This window comes from Deefgea chitinilytica (genome assembly GCF_016881405.1).
GTDB classification, from domain to species: Bacteria; Pseudomonadota; Gammaproteobacteria; order Burkholderiales; family Chitinibacteraceae; genus Deefgea; species Deefgea chitinilytica.
Window position 1 is genome coordinate 1 of the sequence record NZ_WOFE01000005.1, and the last position, 15978, is coordinate 15978.

The following is a 15978-nucleotide window of genomic DNA, read 5'->3' on the forward strand; positions in this document are numbered from 1 at the left end:
TTTCAAAATTACTAAATCCACCCACATTCGTAACACTACCTAAGGCAATCGTAAGATTGCCTGCGCCTGAGTGACTCAAGGTATCGTTGTCATCGCCTGCATTTACAGAACCTGCGACGCTATACGTCGCGGTATCGTTACCTGTCCCCAGATTGATGCTGTCGCCCACCGAAGCCGCGCCCAGAAGCGTATCATTCCCTGCTCCAGTGTTAACGGTATCAGCACCCGTACCTAAAGTAACACTATCTGCACCACTACCCGTTGTGACCGAGTTCGTCCCTGCGCCGGCATCCACAGTCAGATTAACCGTTGCTGTAGCGGCTGCAATCGTATCGTTACCCAGCCCAGTAGCAATAGTCATCGCTTGAGTGGCTGTACTACCTACTGTGACTCTATCAGCAGCAGAGCCCGTACTTACTGAAGTCGTACCAGTACCAGCGGTAACTGTCAGAGCTCCCGTTGCACCTGATGCTGCTAAGTTCTCAAAATTACGGTAAATCCCATTTTCTGCAGCCAAATTGTCTGTTGTCGTGAGGAAATTAACTGTTCGCGCAATAGAGCCACCGTAGGTCAAAGAATCAGTGCCTGTGCCGCCATCAACTACTGTGCCAGCTAAGCCCAAGCCCTGATAGGCAAATACATCATCACCAGCCCCTAAATTAACCTGATCCCCTGCTGTGAGCGTACCAATCACGCTGTCTGCACCATCGCCGGCATTCACGATATCTTTGCCTGTACCTAAAGTAATCGTGTCTCCATAATTTGAACCCGTAACCGTGTTAAAACCAATGATGAGCGAACCATCCGCTGCAGTGCTATTGGTCGTGCCTCCTGCATTAATGGTCACCCCTTGCAAAGCTGCGCTCGCGTTAACGACATCATTCCCGCCCCCTGTCGCAATGCTTGTTGTTGCAGTGCTTGCCGTAACCGTCAATGCAGCAGACGATGCAGCTCCGTCCACATTTTCAAAACCCTTAATGACACCAGCCCCTGCTTGATCTGTTGTAGATAAATTAATTGCTGTTGCCGCTGCGACTGCCACTTTTAGAGTATCGATACCCGCACCACCATCCACTGTCGTACTCGCAACGCTTTGATAACTATAAGTGTCACTACCATCTCCCAAATTGATATTGTCACCCAGAGTTAACGCGCCACTCACGGTATCTGCGCCATCACCGCTATTGACTAAGTCAGCACCAGCACCGAGCACAATCAGATCACCAAAAGCAGAGCCTGTAACATTGTTTACCCCGGCTCCTGCATTAATTGTCACGCCTTGTTCGGCTAATGCAGCATTAATCGTATCAGCACCGGCACCAGTCACAATCGAGTTAGTCGCAGCTGTTGCCGTAACATTGAGTGCACCTGTCGCAGTTGCAGCAGAAAGATTTTCGAAATTTTTGTAATGGCTACCTGCGATGTGATCAAGCGAATTAAAATTAATAGTTTGAGCTGTTGTGCCGGCATAAGTCAGCGTATCGACACCATCACCGGCATCTATCGTTCCTAATACGCCTGCCACATAGTTGCCACTATCATTCCCTGCACCCAGTTCAATCTGATCCGCAGCTCCCAACGTAGTAGCAAGTCCCACAATGACTCTGTCGTTCCCCTCGCCTGTGACGACAGTATCAACGCCAACCCCAAGTGTGACAGTATCAGCTCCGTATCCAGTGGTAATCACACTACCCGTCGTACTAGCAGTCACAGTCAAATTGGCTCCCCAATCTGCTGCTGACAAATTTTCAAATCCTAAATAAGTCGCAGTCGCATTGGTGACTTGTTTTACTCCTGAAGCTGCAGCTAAGTTAATGTTTAACGCCGCCGTTGTGCTCACTGCACTGGGGTCCAATATCAAAGTATCTTGTGTACCCGTCCCTGCATTCACTACAGCGGTAGTCGCCAAACCATCGCGATATGTGATTGTGTCATCACCCGAACCTGTAATAACTGCGGTAGTGTTAGCACCCAGTGTGACGGTCAAATCGCCCGTCGCTGAAGCTGCGTTCAAATTTTCAAAATTAGTAGTAATTAAATCCACGCTGTCGAGCGTGTTGTCATTCACTCCTGCTTCAAACGTAAAAACACCATTTCCAGCACCAACATAGAGCAAGGTATCAATACCGGCACCGCCATCTGCAGTAGCGGCAACATCATTTCCATCGATGACAATTTGGTCGTTACCACCACCTAAATCAATACCATCACCTGCACTCAGCGCACCGACCGTCAAGGAGGCCCCTTGCACACTATCATTGCCTAAACCAGCCTCAACCGTATCCGCACCTGCGCCCAAGGTGATTTTATCCGCAGCACTTCCCGTTTTAATCTCGCTGCCATCGGCACTCGCAATAACCGTCATCGCGGCAGTAACTTTTGAGGCATCTAAATGTTCAAAATTGGTATAGCGATAAGTTGTTGTGCCTTGTTTAACTTGATAGCCACTACCCAAAGTTTGACTAGATAAGTCAACCGTTGTCGCTGTAGCGCCATTCACGATTAAAGTATCAATACCATCGCCAGCATCGACACTCGCTATACCCGTCGTCGCTGTTGACGCCGCATTTGCAAGCGCCTTAAACAAAAAGCTATTAGCCTGATCACCTAAACTAAGAACATCATTTGCCTGTAAATTCCAGCTGATTTGCTTTGTGCCAAAAATAGAGCCGCTACTATTAGTCACTTCCACATTCATATTGAAAGTGTCTTTGTAATTACTGTCTGCAACAAATGATAAGCTCGCTAAAACACTATTGATATTTGCTAGAGTGCCGCCCGAAATAGCAAACTCACCATCACCAAGATCAACTAATGAGGCGCCTCCAAACGAGGTTGCAGTCAAACTACCAGCTTGGTCTGGGATTGTGAACTTCACAACGAGTCCAGCTAAGGTTGTGGTTGGGCTCAGTACGATGTCCGTTAGATTTGAAGCAGTAGAACGATAGACATCAGAAGCACTTAAATTTGTCGCTGTTGGAAGTGTCATTTTAGCTTTCTCTCTATTGCAGGTTTAATTACGCAAATAAAACAAAGATCAAAATTAAACTTAGACTACGAACAGCAGATAAAAAAGTAGCTATTTAATTTAGCAACTGGAAAGCAAAACAAAGGGGAACAATCAGACGACTGCATTACGATGAGTAAGAAAAGCCACAACATCCCCTACAAAAAAAATGAGATCGATTTAATTTGTAATCAAATTTATGTATTTTGCTAAGCAAACTTGGGTTTGCACGGGGCATTGCGTACCATAAGCAAACTACCGGATTGACTCTCTTCGCTTGAGCAAGGACTCGCTGTGCACAAAGTTTCATACCTAACTCGCATCAACCGCCTTATCCAATTCGTATTCCACGTCATCCACGGTATGTGGGTGGTGCGTTTTCACTTTCCGCGGATGAGCGAGCAAGCCAAGCTGCAGAAAACCCAACGCTGGTCGCAGCAGCTTGCCAGCAAGCTCGGTTTGCGCGTCCATGTGTTTGGCACTGCGACTCCGCTGCATCCTGCCAATTGCATCTTGATTGCCAATCACATTTCTTGGTTTGATATTTTTGCGATCAACAGCATCACCGTCGCCCGCTTTGTCGCCCGTGCTGATGTGCAACACTGGCCAGTGATTGGCATGCTTTGTAAAGGCGCAAGCACCGTGTTTATCGACCGTGAACGCGTGCGCGATACGCAGCGCGTCAATGCCAGCATCAGCACCGCGCTGAATAATCAAGAATGCATCGCATTTTTCCCCGAAGGCACCACTAGCAACGGCCAAGAAATCCGCCCGTTCAAAGCGTCGCTAATCCAAAGTGCGTTTGAAACTAATGCGACGATTCAGCCGATTTATTTGCGTTATACCAATGAGCAAGGTGAGTATTCGACCGATGCCGCCTACATTGATGATATGAGCATTACCGATTCGCTATGGCTGATTGCCAGCTCACGAAAGCTTCATATTGAGATTCACTTCTTAGATCAATTAACACCAGAAGGGCACGATAGGCGTACACTAAATAAAGAAATCGAAGCGATGATTCGTGCCAAGCATGACAGCTTAATGGGTGTCGCTACGCTACAGCGGCAAGCGAGCACCTTGGGTATCGACGAGGCGGTTGCATCGGCGAATTAAATCTTGATTAGCAAAGTGGCTCCAAAACCCAGCGGCAAGCCCACAACAACTCGCAGGGCTAAAACCACACCGTTATCGTAGCCACGTCAACTCGCCGAGCATCACAGCAACTCATCTATATTAGAATATGCTAAATTAGATACCCGCTTGAAATAAGGAAGTCGATGATGCTCAAAATCTGGGTTAGCGCCCTGCTCGGATTAGCCGCCTGCGGAATCAATGCTGCGCCACTGCAAGTGTCTTTGCCAGAGATCATCCCACTGAGTTTTATCACGCCCGAAGGGCAAAAATTAGGCTTGTATGTTGATTTGGTCAACGCGATTAGTCAGGAATCAGGTATTGAGTTACAAATAACAATTACGCCATTTGCCCGCAGTGTGAATCTAATTAATCACGGCAAAGCCGATCTAGCGGTGCACAATACCAGCGCAGTGCAATCATCCAGATTGCGTAATTTAGGTACATTGCACCTTACCGATTTAGTCTTGTGGCCCAATACGCGAATGGTGCTCAGCAATAAATCACAATTAACAGGGCAAGTGGTGGGTCGCTTACGCGGTGGTTGCCAGCGTGTTCTTGATACCAGCGCGGTACAGTTTTACGACATCAATCATTATGAACAAGGCGTAAAAATGCTCGCGGCACAACGACTGGATGCGCTGTGCGGTAGCCGAGAAGCGATTTTATTTGCCATTCGTCGCAACGCGCTCCCCGCCCTCGAAACAGGCCAGCCCTTGCGACTAGAACAAATGCAGGTGGCCTTATTAGCGCGGCAAGACTTATCTCAATCGCAACTTGAGCGCCTTGAGCGCGCCACACGCAAAATCATGAAATCAGCCCTACCGCAACAACTCGCATCCCGCTACGGTTTAAAATAAACCACGATCAAATTAGCAACATGTATCCATTGTAAAGCATTCATCAACAAAGACCAGCAATACATACCCCATCAATATCACCAGCAATTAATCTCGTTGACTATCTAAATCCATTTGCTCGTAACGAATAAATTGGGTTTTATTTCGATAGCGATAGCTCAACCAAATCGCAAAAAACAGTGGAATACCGATATACGTTGCGGTCACGCTAGCCCAATCAATCGTACCCGCCATAAAAGCTTGGTAGTTTTGACCCAGCATAATCACCATACATAAGCTAAACGCCAACAAAGGGCCAAACGGGTAAAACTTCGAGCGATACGGCAATTCATTCAAGTCACGGCCTTGCGCAACATAGGCTTTGCGAAAGCGATAATGACAAACGGCAATCCCTAACCACGCAATAAACCCCGTCATCCCCGAAGTACTGAGCAACCAGAGGTACACCGTTTTTTCGCCAAAAATCGACGCCAAGAAGCACAGCATCCCAACCACGGTCGTCGCGTACAGCGCATTACGCGGCACGCCGTTGGCGGACAATTTAGCGAACATTTTGGGCGCTTTGCCCTCCGTCGCCAAGGAATACAACATCCGGCTCGACGCGTACATACCCGAATTACCCGCCGATAAAATCGCCGTCAAAATCACTGCATTCATCACGCTAGCCGCAAAGGCAATCCCGGCATTTTTAAACACCAAGGTAAACGGACTCACGCCAATATCGGCCAAATCGCCTTTGAGCAAATTTGGATCTGTGTACGGAATCAACATGCCGATGACAAAAATCGCCAACACATAAAACAGCAAAATCCGCCAAAACACTTGTTTAATCGCTTTAGGGATATTTTTTTGCGGATCTTCTGATTCACCAGCCGCAATCCCAACAAGCTCAGTGCCTTGAAATGAGAACCCTGCAATCATCGCCACACCCAGCATGGCTGGAAATCCGCCGACAAACGGTGCCTCACCCGCAGTAAAGTTTTCAAACCCTACGCTGTGCGTGCCACCCAAAATGCCGAAAATCATCAAAATGCCGGTGACAATAAAGATCACCACGGTAACCACTTTGATGAGTGAAAACCAAAATTCAGCCTCGCCGAATCCTTTAACCGAAATGTAATTGAGCGAAAACATGATCGCCAAAAATAAGGCACTCCACAACACGCCCGAGCTGTCCGGAAACCAAAACTTCATCACCATACTGGCCGCCGCCAACTCAACGGCAATTGTCACGGCCCAGTTGTACCAATAATTCCAACCGAGTGCGAAGCCAAAACCCGGTTCGACAAACTTAGCGCCGTAAGTCGAAAACGAGCCAGAAACCGGCATATAGGCTGCCATTTCGGCCAAACTGGTCATCAAAAAATAAACCATCAAACCAATCACGGCATACGCAAGCAGTGCTCCGCCTGCGCCCGCTTGCACCACGGTTGCGCCCGAGGCGACAAATAAGCCAGTACCAATCGAACCACCAATCGCAATCATCGAAAGATGGCGAGCGCGTAATTTGCGCTTCAAATGCGGAGCCGCTTTGGCTGCTTGGGAAATCATGAAAATCCTTTGGCAAAACACCGAAATGGGGTGGAATATCAGCTACCTACCACCCAAGGGGACAAAATGCTAACAGCTTCGTAGCAACTCCAACACCCAGAAAATCCCATATACAGATATTACCCAATGCGACAATTGATGATTTATCTCTCATCATCACTGAGCTTCTCAGCGTAAAGTAACTAATTAAATGACTAAAACTCGTTGGTGTTGTTATTAACGTTAGCAAGTTTTGTCCGCCAGACCCCCACACGGAGCTTAACCCTCACCATGAATGCCGTTCTTATTGCCGTTACCTTAATGCTGGCGCTCTCGCTCAGCCGCATCCATGTGGTGATCAGTATTTTAGTCAGTGCCGTCGTCGGTGGTTTATGTGGCGGCCTCACACTCACCAAAACTATTGCGGCATTTAATGGCGGCTTGGGTGGCGGCGCTGGCATTGCGCTGTCGTACGCGCTGCTTGGCGCGTTTGCCTTAGCGCTTGCTGAGTCAGGGCTACCACACGCGATGGCGGATGGTTTAACGAAACTAAGTCAAAAAACCAGCAATAGCCAGCGCGTCAAATGGGGCATTTTGCTCGCCGTATTAGCCGTTTCGATTTCATCGCAGAATCTATTGCCGATTCACATTGCATTTATTCCGCTACTGATTCCACCACTACTCTACACTTTGGCCCAATACCAACTTGATCGCCGCGCCTTAGCTTGTGTCATCACATTTGGTTTAATCACACCATATATGGTATTTCCTGTTGGCTTTGGGGAAATTTTCTTAAAACAAATCTTGCTCGGCAGCATCGCGAAATCGGGTTTGGACGCCAATCAAGTCAATGTAATGCACGCAATGGCATTACCTGCCCTAGGCATGGTTGTTGGCTTATTGGTAGCGGTTTTTGTCAGCTATCGCAAACCACGCCACTACAATATCAACGCCCTGAAAGCCGTTGAGCGCGAAGACATTCGTTACACCCCCCGCTCAATCAGCGTAGCCATCATGGCCATGGTGACCACATTCATCGTGCAACTCTTAGCCGACTCGATGCTGCTCGGCGCTTTAGCCGGTTTTGCCATTTGCGTTTTGGGCGGCGCAGTGCCTTGGCGCAATGCCGATAGCGTATTTAGCGAAGGCATGAAAATGATGGCCGGAATTGGCCTGATTATGATTGCGGCCTCGGGCTTTGCCGAAGTACTCAAAGCAACGGGTGATGTAGCCAGTTTAGTTGAACAATCAGCAGGCTGGATTGGGAATAGCAAAGCACTGGCGGCATTCTTGATGCTCTTGGTTGGCTTAATCGTGACGCTCGGTATTGGTTCATCGTTTTCTACTGTACCGATTTTGGCGACGATTTATGTACCACTAGCGATGAAGCTAGGTTTTAGCCCCGAAGCCATTGTGTGTTTGGTCGGTACAGCAGGCGCATTGGGCGACGCGGGCTCACCCGCTTCCGATTCAACGCTAGGGCCAACGGCGGGTTTGAATATCGACGGTCAGCATAATCATATGTGGGATACCGTCGTGCCGACCTTTTTGCATTACAACCTGCCGCTAATGGCATTTGGCTGGGTCGCGGTGATGATTTTATAAATAAATGCAATTTATCGACGTATTTTGTAAAAAGTACTTGCCAAGCCCAAGGTGTTCGGTAATAATCATGCCTCTCTTGGCTATGTAGCTCAGTTGGTTAGAGCACAGCACTCATAATGCTGGGGTCACAGGTTCGAGTCCCGTCATAGCCACCAAGACAAAGCAAAAAGCCCGCATCGCAAGATGTGGGCTTTTTGCTTGGTGATTGTTTGGCGAACGCAAGTTAAGGATCAACATGTCTTTACACGACCACTATGCCAAATTAGGCATCCAGCCCAATGCCAGCATTGATGCGATCAAAGCGGCCTATCGCCGCAATGCAACCAAATACCATCCCGACCGCAATGCCGCGCCCGATGCGCCCGCGCGATTTCGTGAAATCCAAGAGGCATACGATGTTCTGTCTGACGCTGAGCGGCGCAAAGCCTATGATGATTATCGACAACGCAGCTTGATTGATAATCCACTCGAAGTCGCCCAAGAAATTGCCGCTAAATATTTACAAGGTGTATTGCAATGAACGTATCACCATTTTTTACTGAATTGATGTCAGTCTATGACGCAGAACTCGAAGACCTGATGAGCGACTCGGAAGGTCGCCCTGCGCTCAAAAAGCGCTTAGCTGAAAAACGCCAACAGTTTTCGCACCTGCTGCCGATGATTGAATTCAGTCCAGAAATGGTCGCAGTGGTTTTTTACAACGCGTTTGAATTTAATTCGCCAGCGATGATGAAAGCGATTGTAGCGAGCGAGCCCGATGAGGATGACTTCATCCCCTGGGATCAATTGCAAGAAAACCTCAGCATTGCCGATTGGGCGCAAGAACTCGTCGAGACCGCGACGGACGCGGAGGGTGGCGATGTGTTTTTGGTGCTGTCAGCGGCATTAGAATATTTGCGCCTCAAAGGCGCGCATCACAGCGCAGCCGCGCCAGTTACAGAAGAAAACGATGATCGCGATATGTATGATTCAGATGATGATGGCGGCGACATGAACGATCTAGATTCGGCTGGCTCGTCTTGGCTTGAAGAACAAGGTTTTGAAACCCGAGACTCAGACAACTAGTATATGGCTACAGCCATTAATCAATAAAAGCTAACAACAAATACCCCAATAATCGAATTCTTGCACACCCAATCAAATATTAAGGACTGATTATGCATCCAGCAGTTATCAATGCCTCACAACTGATTACCGTCGGCGACATTACTGGAGCCGAAAAAGTGTTGTCCGACATCGCCGATCAACACGGCGATACGGCTTTGATGCAAATTTTGGATGAAGTCGCCCCCAAAGATTTACTCGCCATCATGCGCGAATACGATTCGGCCAAACAATCTTTGCTAAGCATGATGGTCACGCCCGAGCAATTTGCCCGAGCCGTGGTGCTCGACAAACAATACGGCGAGCGCAATAAAGACAAAATGCGTGGCATGATTAATGCGGTGATCTACAAAGACCCAGATTTGACGGGAGAATACCTCGAAGCGTTGTTTGAGCAAGATGGCGGCGTCGAGACGATGGCCGACTATTTTTACGGTCGCCTCGAAGAAGTCTTCAATTTTGTCATGCACGCTAGCAATACCACCGACCCGCTGCCGTTTTTGTCCGACGATGGCAGCAGCACCAGCGATGAAATCCGTGAGTTTTTCGCGGTTTTCCATTCGCTCGAACACATTCAAGACAAAACCAGCTGGAGCTATACCCGCTCTGAAGTCGCCGACAACGACTGGAAAGAAACCATCTGGATTTTATTCCACGAGCAAACCGACTTTTTCGAACACATCATTGGTGAGCTGCAAGGCCGCATCTTAGCGCAAGCGATGCGTGCCGAGCGCCGTAGCCAGCCAATTAGCGATAGCGCGATTGAAAATCTACTCGCCGCCATTGCCGGCGGCAGCGACAAAACCGACGAAGCCGAAGAGTCAGCAATTTAATATGACGAATATGAGCAATCCTGCGACCAGCATTGCCGCCTTTGACCAACGCCGCTTCTTTGATAAAGCGCTCAGTTTCGGCGTTGCGCAAGGCATTATCAGTGCTGAAAAACTAGCCACCATCGAAGCCGATTTGGCCAAAGGCATGGTGCAAATCGCCAATTATTTTGGCACCGCCTATTTGCGCCCTGATTTGGAGCTATCGGTGATTCGGATGACCAATCTGATTAGCCTCTACCTCGAAGATCACGCGCAAGGTGATTTGCAAATCGCCGCGCAATCGCTGCAAAAAAACACGCTGCTGTCGCACTCAAAAAACGGCGCCGATATGCTACGCCGCCTGCATGCGATGCCACGCGATACGCTGCTACTAAAAGACGGCGCAGCATCCGCAGAAGAACAGCAATCGTTTTTAAATGAAATGAGTGGCGAAGAGCGAATCTCTTGGCCGCAATACCAAGCCGATCTCGCGCGCGGCCAAGCCTTGAAAGATAAAATCGAACTCGGTTTTTGGCTTGCCAAGAAACTGCGCCTCGGCAACGAAGACATTTGCGATGCCGAGCAACTGATCTCTAGCGCAATGCTGCTGGTTTTAGTGCCCGATGCCAAAGTCAAATTACCCAGCCGCAAAGAATTCAATCTATTAATCAAAGCCGCCAAAGCGAAAAAGACCGTCTACAACCCTGAGCGATTTGAGCTGTTTTTCAGCGATGCGCCCATCTTAATTAAACGCACCGCACAAGCCGAAATGGAACATTTCCTCGCGCATGAATTACCGAAAATTCGCAGCAATAGCTTCAATCTAGAAAGTTTCTTTTTGGACGGCGGCATTAACGAAATCAGCGACTACGACGCGGCAATTGCCAAAAACTGGCAACGGCTGAGCCAAGATGGCGACAACGCCGTCATTGCCACGCTGTTTTTACTCGTTGCCACCGAACAGCCCGTCAAATCGGCCATGCTCAAGCGCGAAGCGATTGCGATGGTCAAAGCGCTGCGAGAAAAAGGCCTCAATTCTGCGCTGGTTGCTGAATTTATCGAACATCACGTTCCGTTGGAGCAGCGCGCAGAACTGACTGACTTGTGGGAAAACGATCTAAAAGAAGAAGCTGAAAACGCTCTAGCCAATAAAGACCCAGATTACCCCGATGAATACATGGAACGCGCGTTTAAGTATTTACTGAAAAATTGCAGCACCACGTGGAAAGGCCGCAGCTAAACAGAATGTATTAGTTACAAGGCCATATTAGACAATGGATAGCAAAGAATACCCACGCAGAGCAAATACAATGCGCAATGAACTCATCATCGAAGACCTCGTCATTGGCGAAGGCAAAGCCGCCGTCAAAGGCGCACTGATTACCACACATTACACCGGCACGTTGGCGGACGGCACCGTATTTGATTCGTCTCACCGCAAAGGCAAACCGTTCCAATGCGTGATTGGCACTGGCCGCGTGATTAAAGGCTGGGACATCGGCATCATGGGCATGTGCGTTGGCGGCAAACGCAAACTCTACGTCCCCGCGCATCTGGCCTACGGCGAGCGCCAAATTGGCGAGCACATTAAGCCCAATTCTGACCTGTATTTTGAAATTGAATTGCTGGAAGTTTTGACGCGGGATTAACAATTCGTGGCCGATTTGTTGCCTTTTCGCGAACAACAGAAGCGCAATCTCATTCGTAATCGCCGACTAAGCTATGCTTCGCTACTTAAATAACATTTAAATGTGGCGAACTGTATGCATCCTGTAATTAATGTGGCGCAACTGCAAGCGCTAATGGCCGATCCTGCTTTAGTGGTTGTGGATTGTCGCCACGACCTAGCCAACCCGGCCGCTGGCCGCGCCGCCTATGCGGAGAGCCACATTCCGAATGCGCGTTTTTTACATCTTGACGAGGATTTGTCGGGTGAAAAGCTCGGCCACAATGGTCGCCATCCCCTGCCCGATCCAGCGCAACTCGCCGCACGCTTAGGCCAGCTTGGCATTTCTGCAAACAGCAAAATCGTCGCCTACGACGCCAGCGGCGGCCCATTTGCCGCGCGGCTGTGGTGGTTATTGCGCTGGCTCGGCTGCGATAGCGTGCAAGTGCTCGATGGCGGTTGGCCTGCTTGGCTGGCGGCACAAGCGCCAATCGAAACAACAACACCAACTTGGCCTGCCAGCACATTCAACGTCCAGCTCCGACCTGCACTGCATGTCCGTACCGAAGATGTACTCGCCAACTTAGCCAGCGCGCAATTTGAAATCGTCGACGCGCGCAGCGCCGAGCGCTTTATCGGCATCGGCGAAACGCTAGACCCCGTGGCAGGCCATATTCCTGGCGCAATTAATCGCTTTTTCATGCTTAATTTAGCCGATGGCCACTTCAAGCCCGTCCCACAGTTACGCCAAGAATGGCTGCAACTGTTGGGCGAGCGCACACCCGCGCAATGGGTGCATCAATGTGGCAGCGGCGTCACCGCTTGCCATAATTTACTCGCGCTGGAAGTGGCTGGTTTAAGTGGCGGGCGTTTGTATCCGGGCTCATGGAGCGAATGGTGCAGCGATCCAGCTAGACCGATGTTGTGCTGAGGGATGTTCGATAAATGAACATGGATAAATATACGTCTGTAGGGACGTCAATAAGCGCAGCGAATTAGGCAAAAATATATGGTTTAGTTTTTACCTTGGCAAGATATAAAACAGACTGCTTTGCTTATTTATAAGACCATGCAGATATTCACACTAGAGAATGATAATGGACATACATTCCAAGTTGTTTGATTTATATACATCACAACTAGAAGAGTTTAAAAAGATAAACAATCAATGCTCCGGTATCCTTCAAGGTCCTTTTCTTTGCTCACCAGGAAAAAAGTATCTAGAATCTGCAAAAAAAATTATTTTTGTCGGTCAAGAAACCAATGGCTGGCCATCAAATTTTGATGTTGAATATCAAATGAAAGCCTATTCAGAATTTGATCTTGGAGCAAATTATTTTTCTAGCCCATTCTGGAATGTAATAAGAAAAATTGAAAAAGCAATTTCCAATGATCACTACTGTTCTGCCTGGCTAAACCTAAACAAATTTGACGAGAACAATAAATCACCGAGCGCCGCTAATCTCGCCATTTTAGAAAAGCTAGATTACATTCTCCTAAAAGAAATTGAATTCTTATCACCTGACATTGTGATCTTATTTACTGGACCAAAATACGACAATCGCGTGACTAATTTATTTAATCAGGTCCCTCAAGAAATTGAAGGCTTCAATACCCGCCATCTGGCTGAAGTTCGATTAGTTAATCGCCAGTTTAAAATCTACAGAACATACCATCCAAACTACTTAAGAAGATCAGGTTTAGAAAGCAAGATAATTCAAGCAATATCATTGAAAGCAAATCTCTAAAAGATAGCTGCAACCTTGTAGTACAGCAATTTGGACTAGGGCTGCGCAATCCAAGATTTACCGCGATTATTGGGTTTCAAAAGCTCAGCCCCACCTAAACAAGCCTTGTAGTGCGATTGGCTTTATCAAACCGCGCTAATTTATGGTAACCAATCGAATTGAAGCTTACACCTTTGTCTAACCCGCCCCACCCACTTGTTTTTTTACATTTGACCACTCAAAATTACCTCTCACTGACTCAACTTTATTGACAATCAAAAGGAAAACCATCATGAAAAGCAATCCGGTTGCTTGGTTTGAGATTTATGTTCAAGACATGACCCGTGCGAAGGCATTCTACGAAGCCGTATTCCAAGGCTCATTAGAGGAGTTAAAGAATCCTGATCCCGAGGGTTTTCCTGATATGGAAATGTGGGCGTTTCCAATGTCAATCGAGGGTACTGGTGCCGCTGGAGCACTCGTCAAAATGGCAGGCTGCCCGTCTGGCGGCAGTACGATGGTCTATTTCACTTGCGAGGATTGCGCCATTGAAGCGGAACGAGCGGCAGCTCACGGTGGTGAAATTTTCAAGCACAAAATGTCGATTGGCGAACACGGCTTTATCGCGATGGTTGTGGATACAGAAGGCAATATGATTGGCCTTCATTCAATGCAATGATTTGGATCGCAACACATCAAGAGGCGTTCGTTAGCGCAGTAGCCCTGTAGGGCGAGTTAGCTTTATCAACCCGCGCGGTTCGCAATTGTGCTGTCGGTATCAGATTGGCGGGTTACGCCTTTGGCTAACCCGCCCTACCCGCTAAACCCCAACAATAATAAGGAACTCTCACGTTATCCTAGCAAAACCCAACTAATCGACAGGCGAACAGCTTGAAGTCGGCGTAAGTACAACGCTTGCGCTGACATTGCCTTAGCTTGCAATATGTCTTCAATCTTAGCTTCGTAGGGAGCTGATTTTTTTGGTGTTATGAAAATAAATGAGTAATGGCGTATGCATGACTTATGCATCCATTTATTTAGTATCAATCTTGGTTTGCGAGCTGAATCAGAAGTCGCTCTTTTTGTTGCTTAGAAAGCAAATGCAACATCTGCATTAGTTTCGCGTCCAATTCAGTTTCGCAGAAAAAATACGCCACCGGCACGCCCAACTCTTCAGCCATGCGCTTCATCGTGTCGAAATCCGGCGCGTGTTTGCCTTTTTCGTACTGGTTCATACGTGCGCTTGCACTGTTTTCATCCATTCCTATCCTCACTCCCAGTTGCACTTGGGTTAAGCCTTTGATTGTTCGCGCTTCTTTCAGGCGAATTGGGAACGGCGATTGGATAGGCATTGCGAACGTCCGAGTTAGATGCAATACCTAAGATTTTCTTAGTTCCTTCACATAAGATATACTAAGGAATTCTTAGTTTTCAATGCCGTCATGAAAAATTTTTACCAAAACCACTTTAAAATCGAGACCTTGCAATACTTGCGCCGTGTTGGCAGCCTGACCAAAGCTGCGCGCCGCTTTGACGTTCACCCATCGACACTGGCCACATGGCAACGCATCGGCCTCGAAGAATTTATGAAACGTGAACTGCAAAATACCAAAACGCTCGAACCACGAAAGTCCACACACGAGCTAGAACAGCGCATACAGCGACTTGAGCAAGAAAATGCGGTACTACGCCAGGCGGCTCGTTTGTTTTTCATGTGCTGACATCGTGTGAATGGTAAAATTCATCCGCTTGTTATTTGGATGCTTCACAATGCTCAAAATTTGAAAGCCACGCTCAAATGCGTGGCTTTTTTATGCAGTAAAACAAAAGAAACAGTATTTATTGACAAGGTTTGTTAGGAAGAATATTGTGCAGTATCGCTAAAGAAACGGCACAAACATGCAACTGAAAGACCTCGCCATCATCTCTGCTGGACACCCCTTTCGGGGGAAGATTCCTGAGTCACTAGGCTCTGGGATTGTGGCTGTGCAGATGAAAGATGCCTCGGCACTCGGCGGTGTGGCTTGGGCTGATTGTATTGAAACCGAGCCCACGGGCCGCCGCGATGATTGCCTGCAAGTCGGCGATATTCTGGTCGCAGCCCGTGGCAGCCGTAATTACGCGGTGCTAATTGATGACTCTCTCACCGCAACCGGCAAGCAGGCCATCGCTGCGCCGCAGTTTTTCATCGTGCGCGCCACAGCCCCACAATTATTACCCGAATACCTATGCTGGTTTCTCAATCAGCCACCTAGCCAGCGTTATTTCGATCTCAACGCCGAGGGTACTATCACCAAAGCCATTAAACGCAATGCTTTGGAAGAGATACCCATTGCCGTACCTGATCTAGCCCGCCAGCAGGCCATCATTGGCCTCGCCAATACTTTGCAGCAAGAGCTGCGCCTCATCGAACAACTGCGCCGTAACGGCGAGCAAATGCTGGCCGCCATTGCGAACGAGCTAGCCGCCGACCTGCTCACCACGGCAACGCCCGCAATACAAACCATTAAAAATACGCCATCCAAGGAATAAC

Annotated in this window: 16 protein-coding genes and 1 tRNA gene; 14 read left to right on the forward strand and 3 right to left on the reverse strand. The window is 48.2% G+C overall.

The window, feature by feature from the left end:
• The coding region (locus tag GM173_RS10905) for a beta strand repeat-containing protein (protein ID WP_203571415.1) at positions 1 to 2989 on the reverse strand (2989 nt) is incomplete at its 3' end.
• Positions 2990 to 3301: 312 nt separating this feature from the next.
• Here GM173_RS10905 and GM173_RS10910 point away from each other — a divergent pair.
• Positions 3302 to 4123, forward strand: a complete 822-nt coding sequence (locus GM173_RS10910) for a lysophospholipid acyltransferase family protein (RefSeq protein WP_203571416.1) — start codon at positions 3302 to 3304, stop codon at positions 4121 to 4123.
• A gap of 167 nt (positions 4124 to 4290) precedes the next feature.
• On the forward strand, positions 4291 to 5001 hold the full coding sequence (locus GM173_RS10915) for a substrate-binding periplasmic protein (RefSeq protein WP_203571417.1): 711 nt from the start codon (positions 4291 to 4293) through the stop codon (positions 4999 to 5001).
• Between the two features lie 87 nt (positions 5002 to 5088).
• On the opposite strand, the gene GM173_RS10920 is transcribed toward GM173_RS10915, so the two are convergent.
• On the reverse strand, positions 5089 to 6552 hold the full coding sequence (locus tag GM173_RS10920) for an amino acid permease (RefSeq protein ID WP_203571418.1): 1464 nt from the start codon (positions 6550 to 6552) through the stop codon (positions 5089 to 5091).
• A 270-nt stretch (positions 6553 to 6822) separates the two neighbouring features.
• Between GM173_RS10920 and GM173_RS10925 the strand changes: the two genes are divergently transcribed.
• From GM173_RS10925 to GM173_RS10970, 10 genes are all read left to right on the forward strand, one after another.
• Positions 6823 to 8136: a Na+/H+ antiporter family protein gene (locus tag GM173_RS10925; protein WP_203571419.1), complete on the forward strand. Its 1314-nt coding sequence runs from the start codon at positions 6823 to 6825 to the stop codon at positions 8134 to 8136.
• A gap of 78 nt (positions 8137 to 8214) precedes the next feature.
• Positions 8215 to 8291: transfer RNA gene (locus GM173_RS10930), tRNA-Met, on the forward strand.
• An 80-nt stretch (positions 8292 to 8371) separates the two neighbouring features.
• Positions 8372 to 8656, forward strand: a complete 285-nt coding sequence (locus GM173_RS10935; protein WP_203571420.1) for a DnaJ domain-containing protein — start codon at positions 8372 to 8374, stop codon at positions 8654 to 8656.
• Positions 8653 to 9201, forward strand: a complete 549-nt coding sequence (locus GM173_RS10940) for a hypothetical protein (RefSeq protein WP_203571421.1) — start codon at positions 8653 to 8655, stop codon at positions 9199 to 9201. The genes GM173_RS10935 and GM173_RS10940 overlap by 4 nt, the downstream gene beginning before the upstream one ends.
• A 92-nt stretch (positions 9202 to 9293) precedes the next feature.
• On the forward strand, positions 9294 to 10073 hold the full coding sequence (locus GM173_RS10945; protein ID WP_203571422.1) for a hypothetical protein: 780 nt from the start codon (positions 9294 to 9296) through the stop codon (positions 10071 to 10073).
• Between the two features lies 1 nt (position 10074).
• Positions 10075 to 11292, forward strand: coding sequence for a hypothetical protein (locus tag GM173_RS10950; protein WP_203571423.1), 1218 nt, complete (start codon positions 10075 to 10077; stop codon positions 11290 to 11292).
• 70 nt (positions 11293 to 11362) lie between these two features.
• The gene (locus tag GM173_RS10955; RefSeq protein WP_203571424.1) at positions 11363 to 11701 is read left to right on the forward strand and encodes an FKBP-type peptidyl-prolyl cis-trans isomerase; all 339 of its coding nucleotides are present in this window, start codon (positions 11363 to 11365) and stop codon (positions 11699 to 11701) included.
• Between the two features lie 114 nt (positions 11702 to 11815).
• Positions 11816 to 12649, forward strand: a complete 834-nt coding sequence (locus GM173_RS10960; RefSeq protein WP_203571425.1) for a sulfurtransferase — start codon at positions 11816 to 11818, stop codon at positions 12647 to 12649.
• Positions 12650 to 12815: 166 nt separating this feature from the next.
• A complete protein-coding gene (locus GM173_RS10965) occupies positions 12816 to 13466 on the forward strand; it encodes a hypothetical protein (protein WP_203571426.1) in 651 nt (216 codons plus the stop codon).
• Between the two features lie 271 nt (positions 13467 to 13737).
• Positions 13738 to 14124 (forward strand): VOC family protein, encoded by a 387-nt coding sequence (locus tag GM173_RS10970; RefSeq protein ID WP_203571427.1) that lies wholly within the window; start codon positions 13738 to 13740, stop codon positions 14122 to 14124.
• A gap of 364 nt (positions 14125 to 14488) precedes the next feature.
• On the opposite strand, the gene GM173_RS10975 is transcribed toward GM173_RS10970, so the two are convergent.
• Entirely contained in the window at positions 14489 to 14797 is a 309-nt protein-coding gene (locus GM173_RS10975; protein WP_203571428.1) for a helix-turn-helix domain-containing protein, read from the reverse strand.
• 90 nt (positions 14798 to 14887) lie between these two features.
• Here GM173_RS10975 and GM173_RS10980 point away from each other — a divergent pair, with 90 nt between their 5' ends.
• A complete protein-coding gene (locus GM173_RS10980; RefSeq protein ID WP_179355276.1) occupies positions 14888 to 15166 on the forward strand; it encodes a hypothetical protein in 279 nt (92 codons plus the stop codon).
• A gap of 178 nt (positions 15167 to 15344) precedes the next feature.
• Positions 15345 to 15977 carry a restriction endonuclease subunit S domain-containing protein gene (locus tag GM173_RS10985; protein ID WP_203571429.1) on the forward strand — a complete coding sequence of 211 codons (633 nt, stop codon included), beginning with the start codon at positions 15345 to 15347 and terminating at the stop codon, positions 15975 to 15977.
• Position 15978 lies beyond the last annotated feature (1 nt).

Coding starts and splice junctions, on each gene's coding strand:
- GM173_RS10915 (WP_203571417.1), top strand. CDS start 4,291: ATGCTCAAAATCTGGGTTAGCGCCCTGCTCGGATTAGCCGCCTGCGGA.
- GM173_RS10920 (WP_203571418.1), bottom strand. CDS start 6,552: ATGATTTCCCAAGCAGCCAAAGCGGCTCCGCATTTGAAGCGCAAATTA.
- GM173_RS10925 (WP_203571419.1), top strand. CDS start 6,823: ATGAATGCCGTTCTTATTGCCGTTACCTTAATGCTGGCGCTCTCGCTC.
- GM173_RS10935 (WP_203571420.1), top strand. CDS start 8,372: ATGTCTTTACACGACCACTATGCCAAATTAGGCATCCAGCCCAATGCC.
- GM173_RS10940 (WP_203571421.1), top strand. CDS start 8,653: ATGAACGTATCACCATTTTTTACTGAATTGATGTCAGTCTATGACGCA.
- GM173_RS10945 (WP_203571422.1), top strand. CDS start 9,294: ATGCATCCAGCAGTTATCAATGCCTCACAACTGATTACCGTCGGCGAC.
- GM173_RS10950 (WP_203571423.1), top strand. CDS start 10,075: ATGACGAATATGAGCAATCCTGCGACCAGCATTGCCGCCTTTGACCAA.
- GM173_RS10955 (WP_203571424.1), top strand. CDS start 11,363: ATGCGCAATGAACTCATCATCGAAGACCTCGTCATTGGCGAAGGCAAA.
- GM173_RS10960 (WP_203571425.1), top strand. CDS start 11,816: ATGCATCCTGTAATTAATGTGGCGCAACTGCAAGCGCTAATGGCCGAT.
- GM173_RS10965 (WP_203571426.1), top strand. CDS start 12,816: ATGGACATACATTCCAAGTTGTTTGATTTATATACATCACAACTAGAA.
- GM173_RS10970 (WP_203571427.1), top strand. CDS start 13,738: ATGAAAAGCAATCCGGTTGCTTGGTTTGAGATTTATGTTCAAGACATG.
- GM173_RS10975 (WP_203571428.1), bottom strand. CDS start 14,797: ATGCCTATCCAATCGCCGTTCCCAATTCGCCTGAAAGAAGCGCGAACA.
- GM173_RS10980 (WP_179355276.1), top strand. CDS start 14,888: ATGAAAAATTTTTACCAAAACCACTTTAAAATCGAGACCTTGCAATAC.
- GM173_RS10985 (WP_203571429.1), top strand. CDS start 15,345: ATGCAACTGAAAGACCTCGCCATCATCTCTGCTGGACACCCCTTTCGG.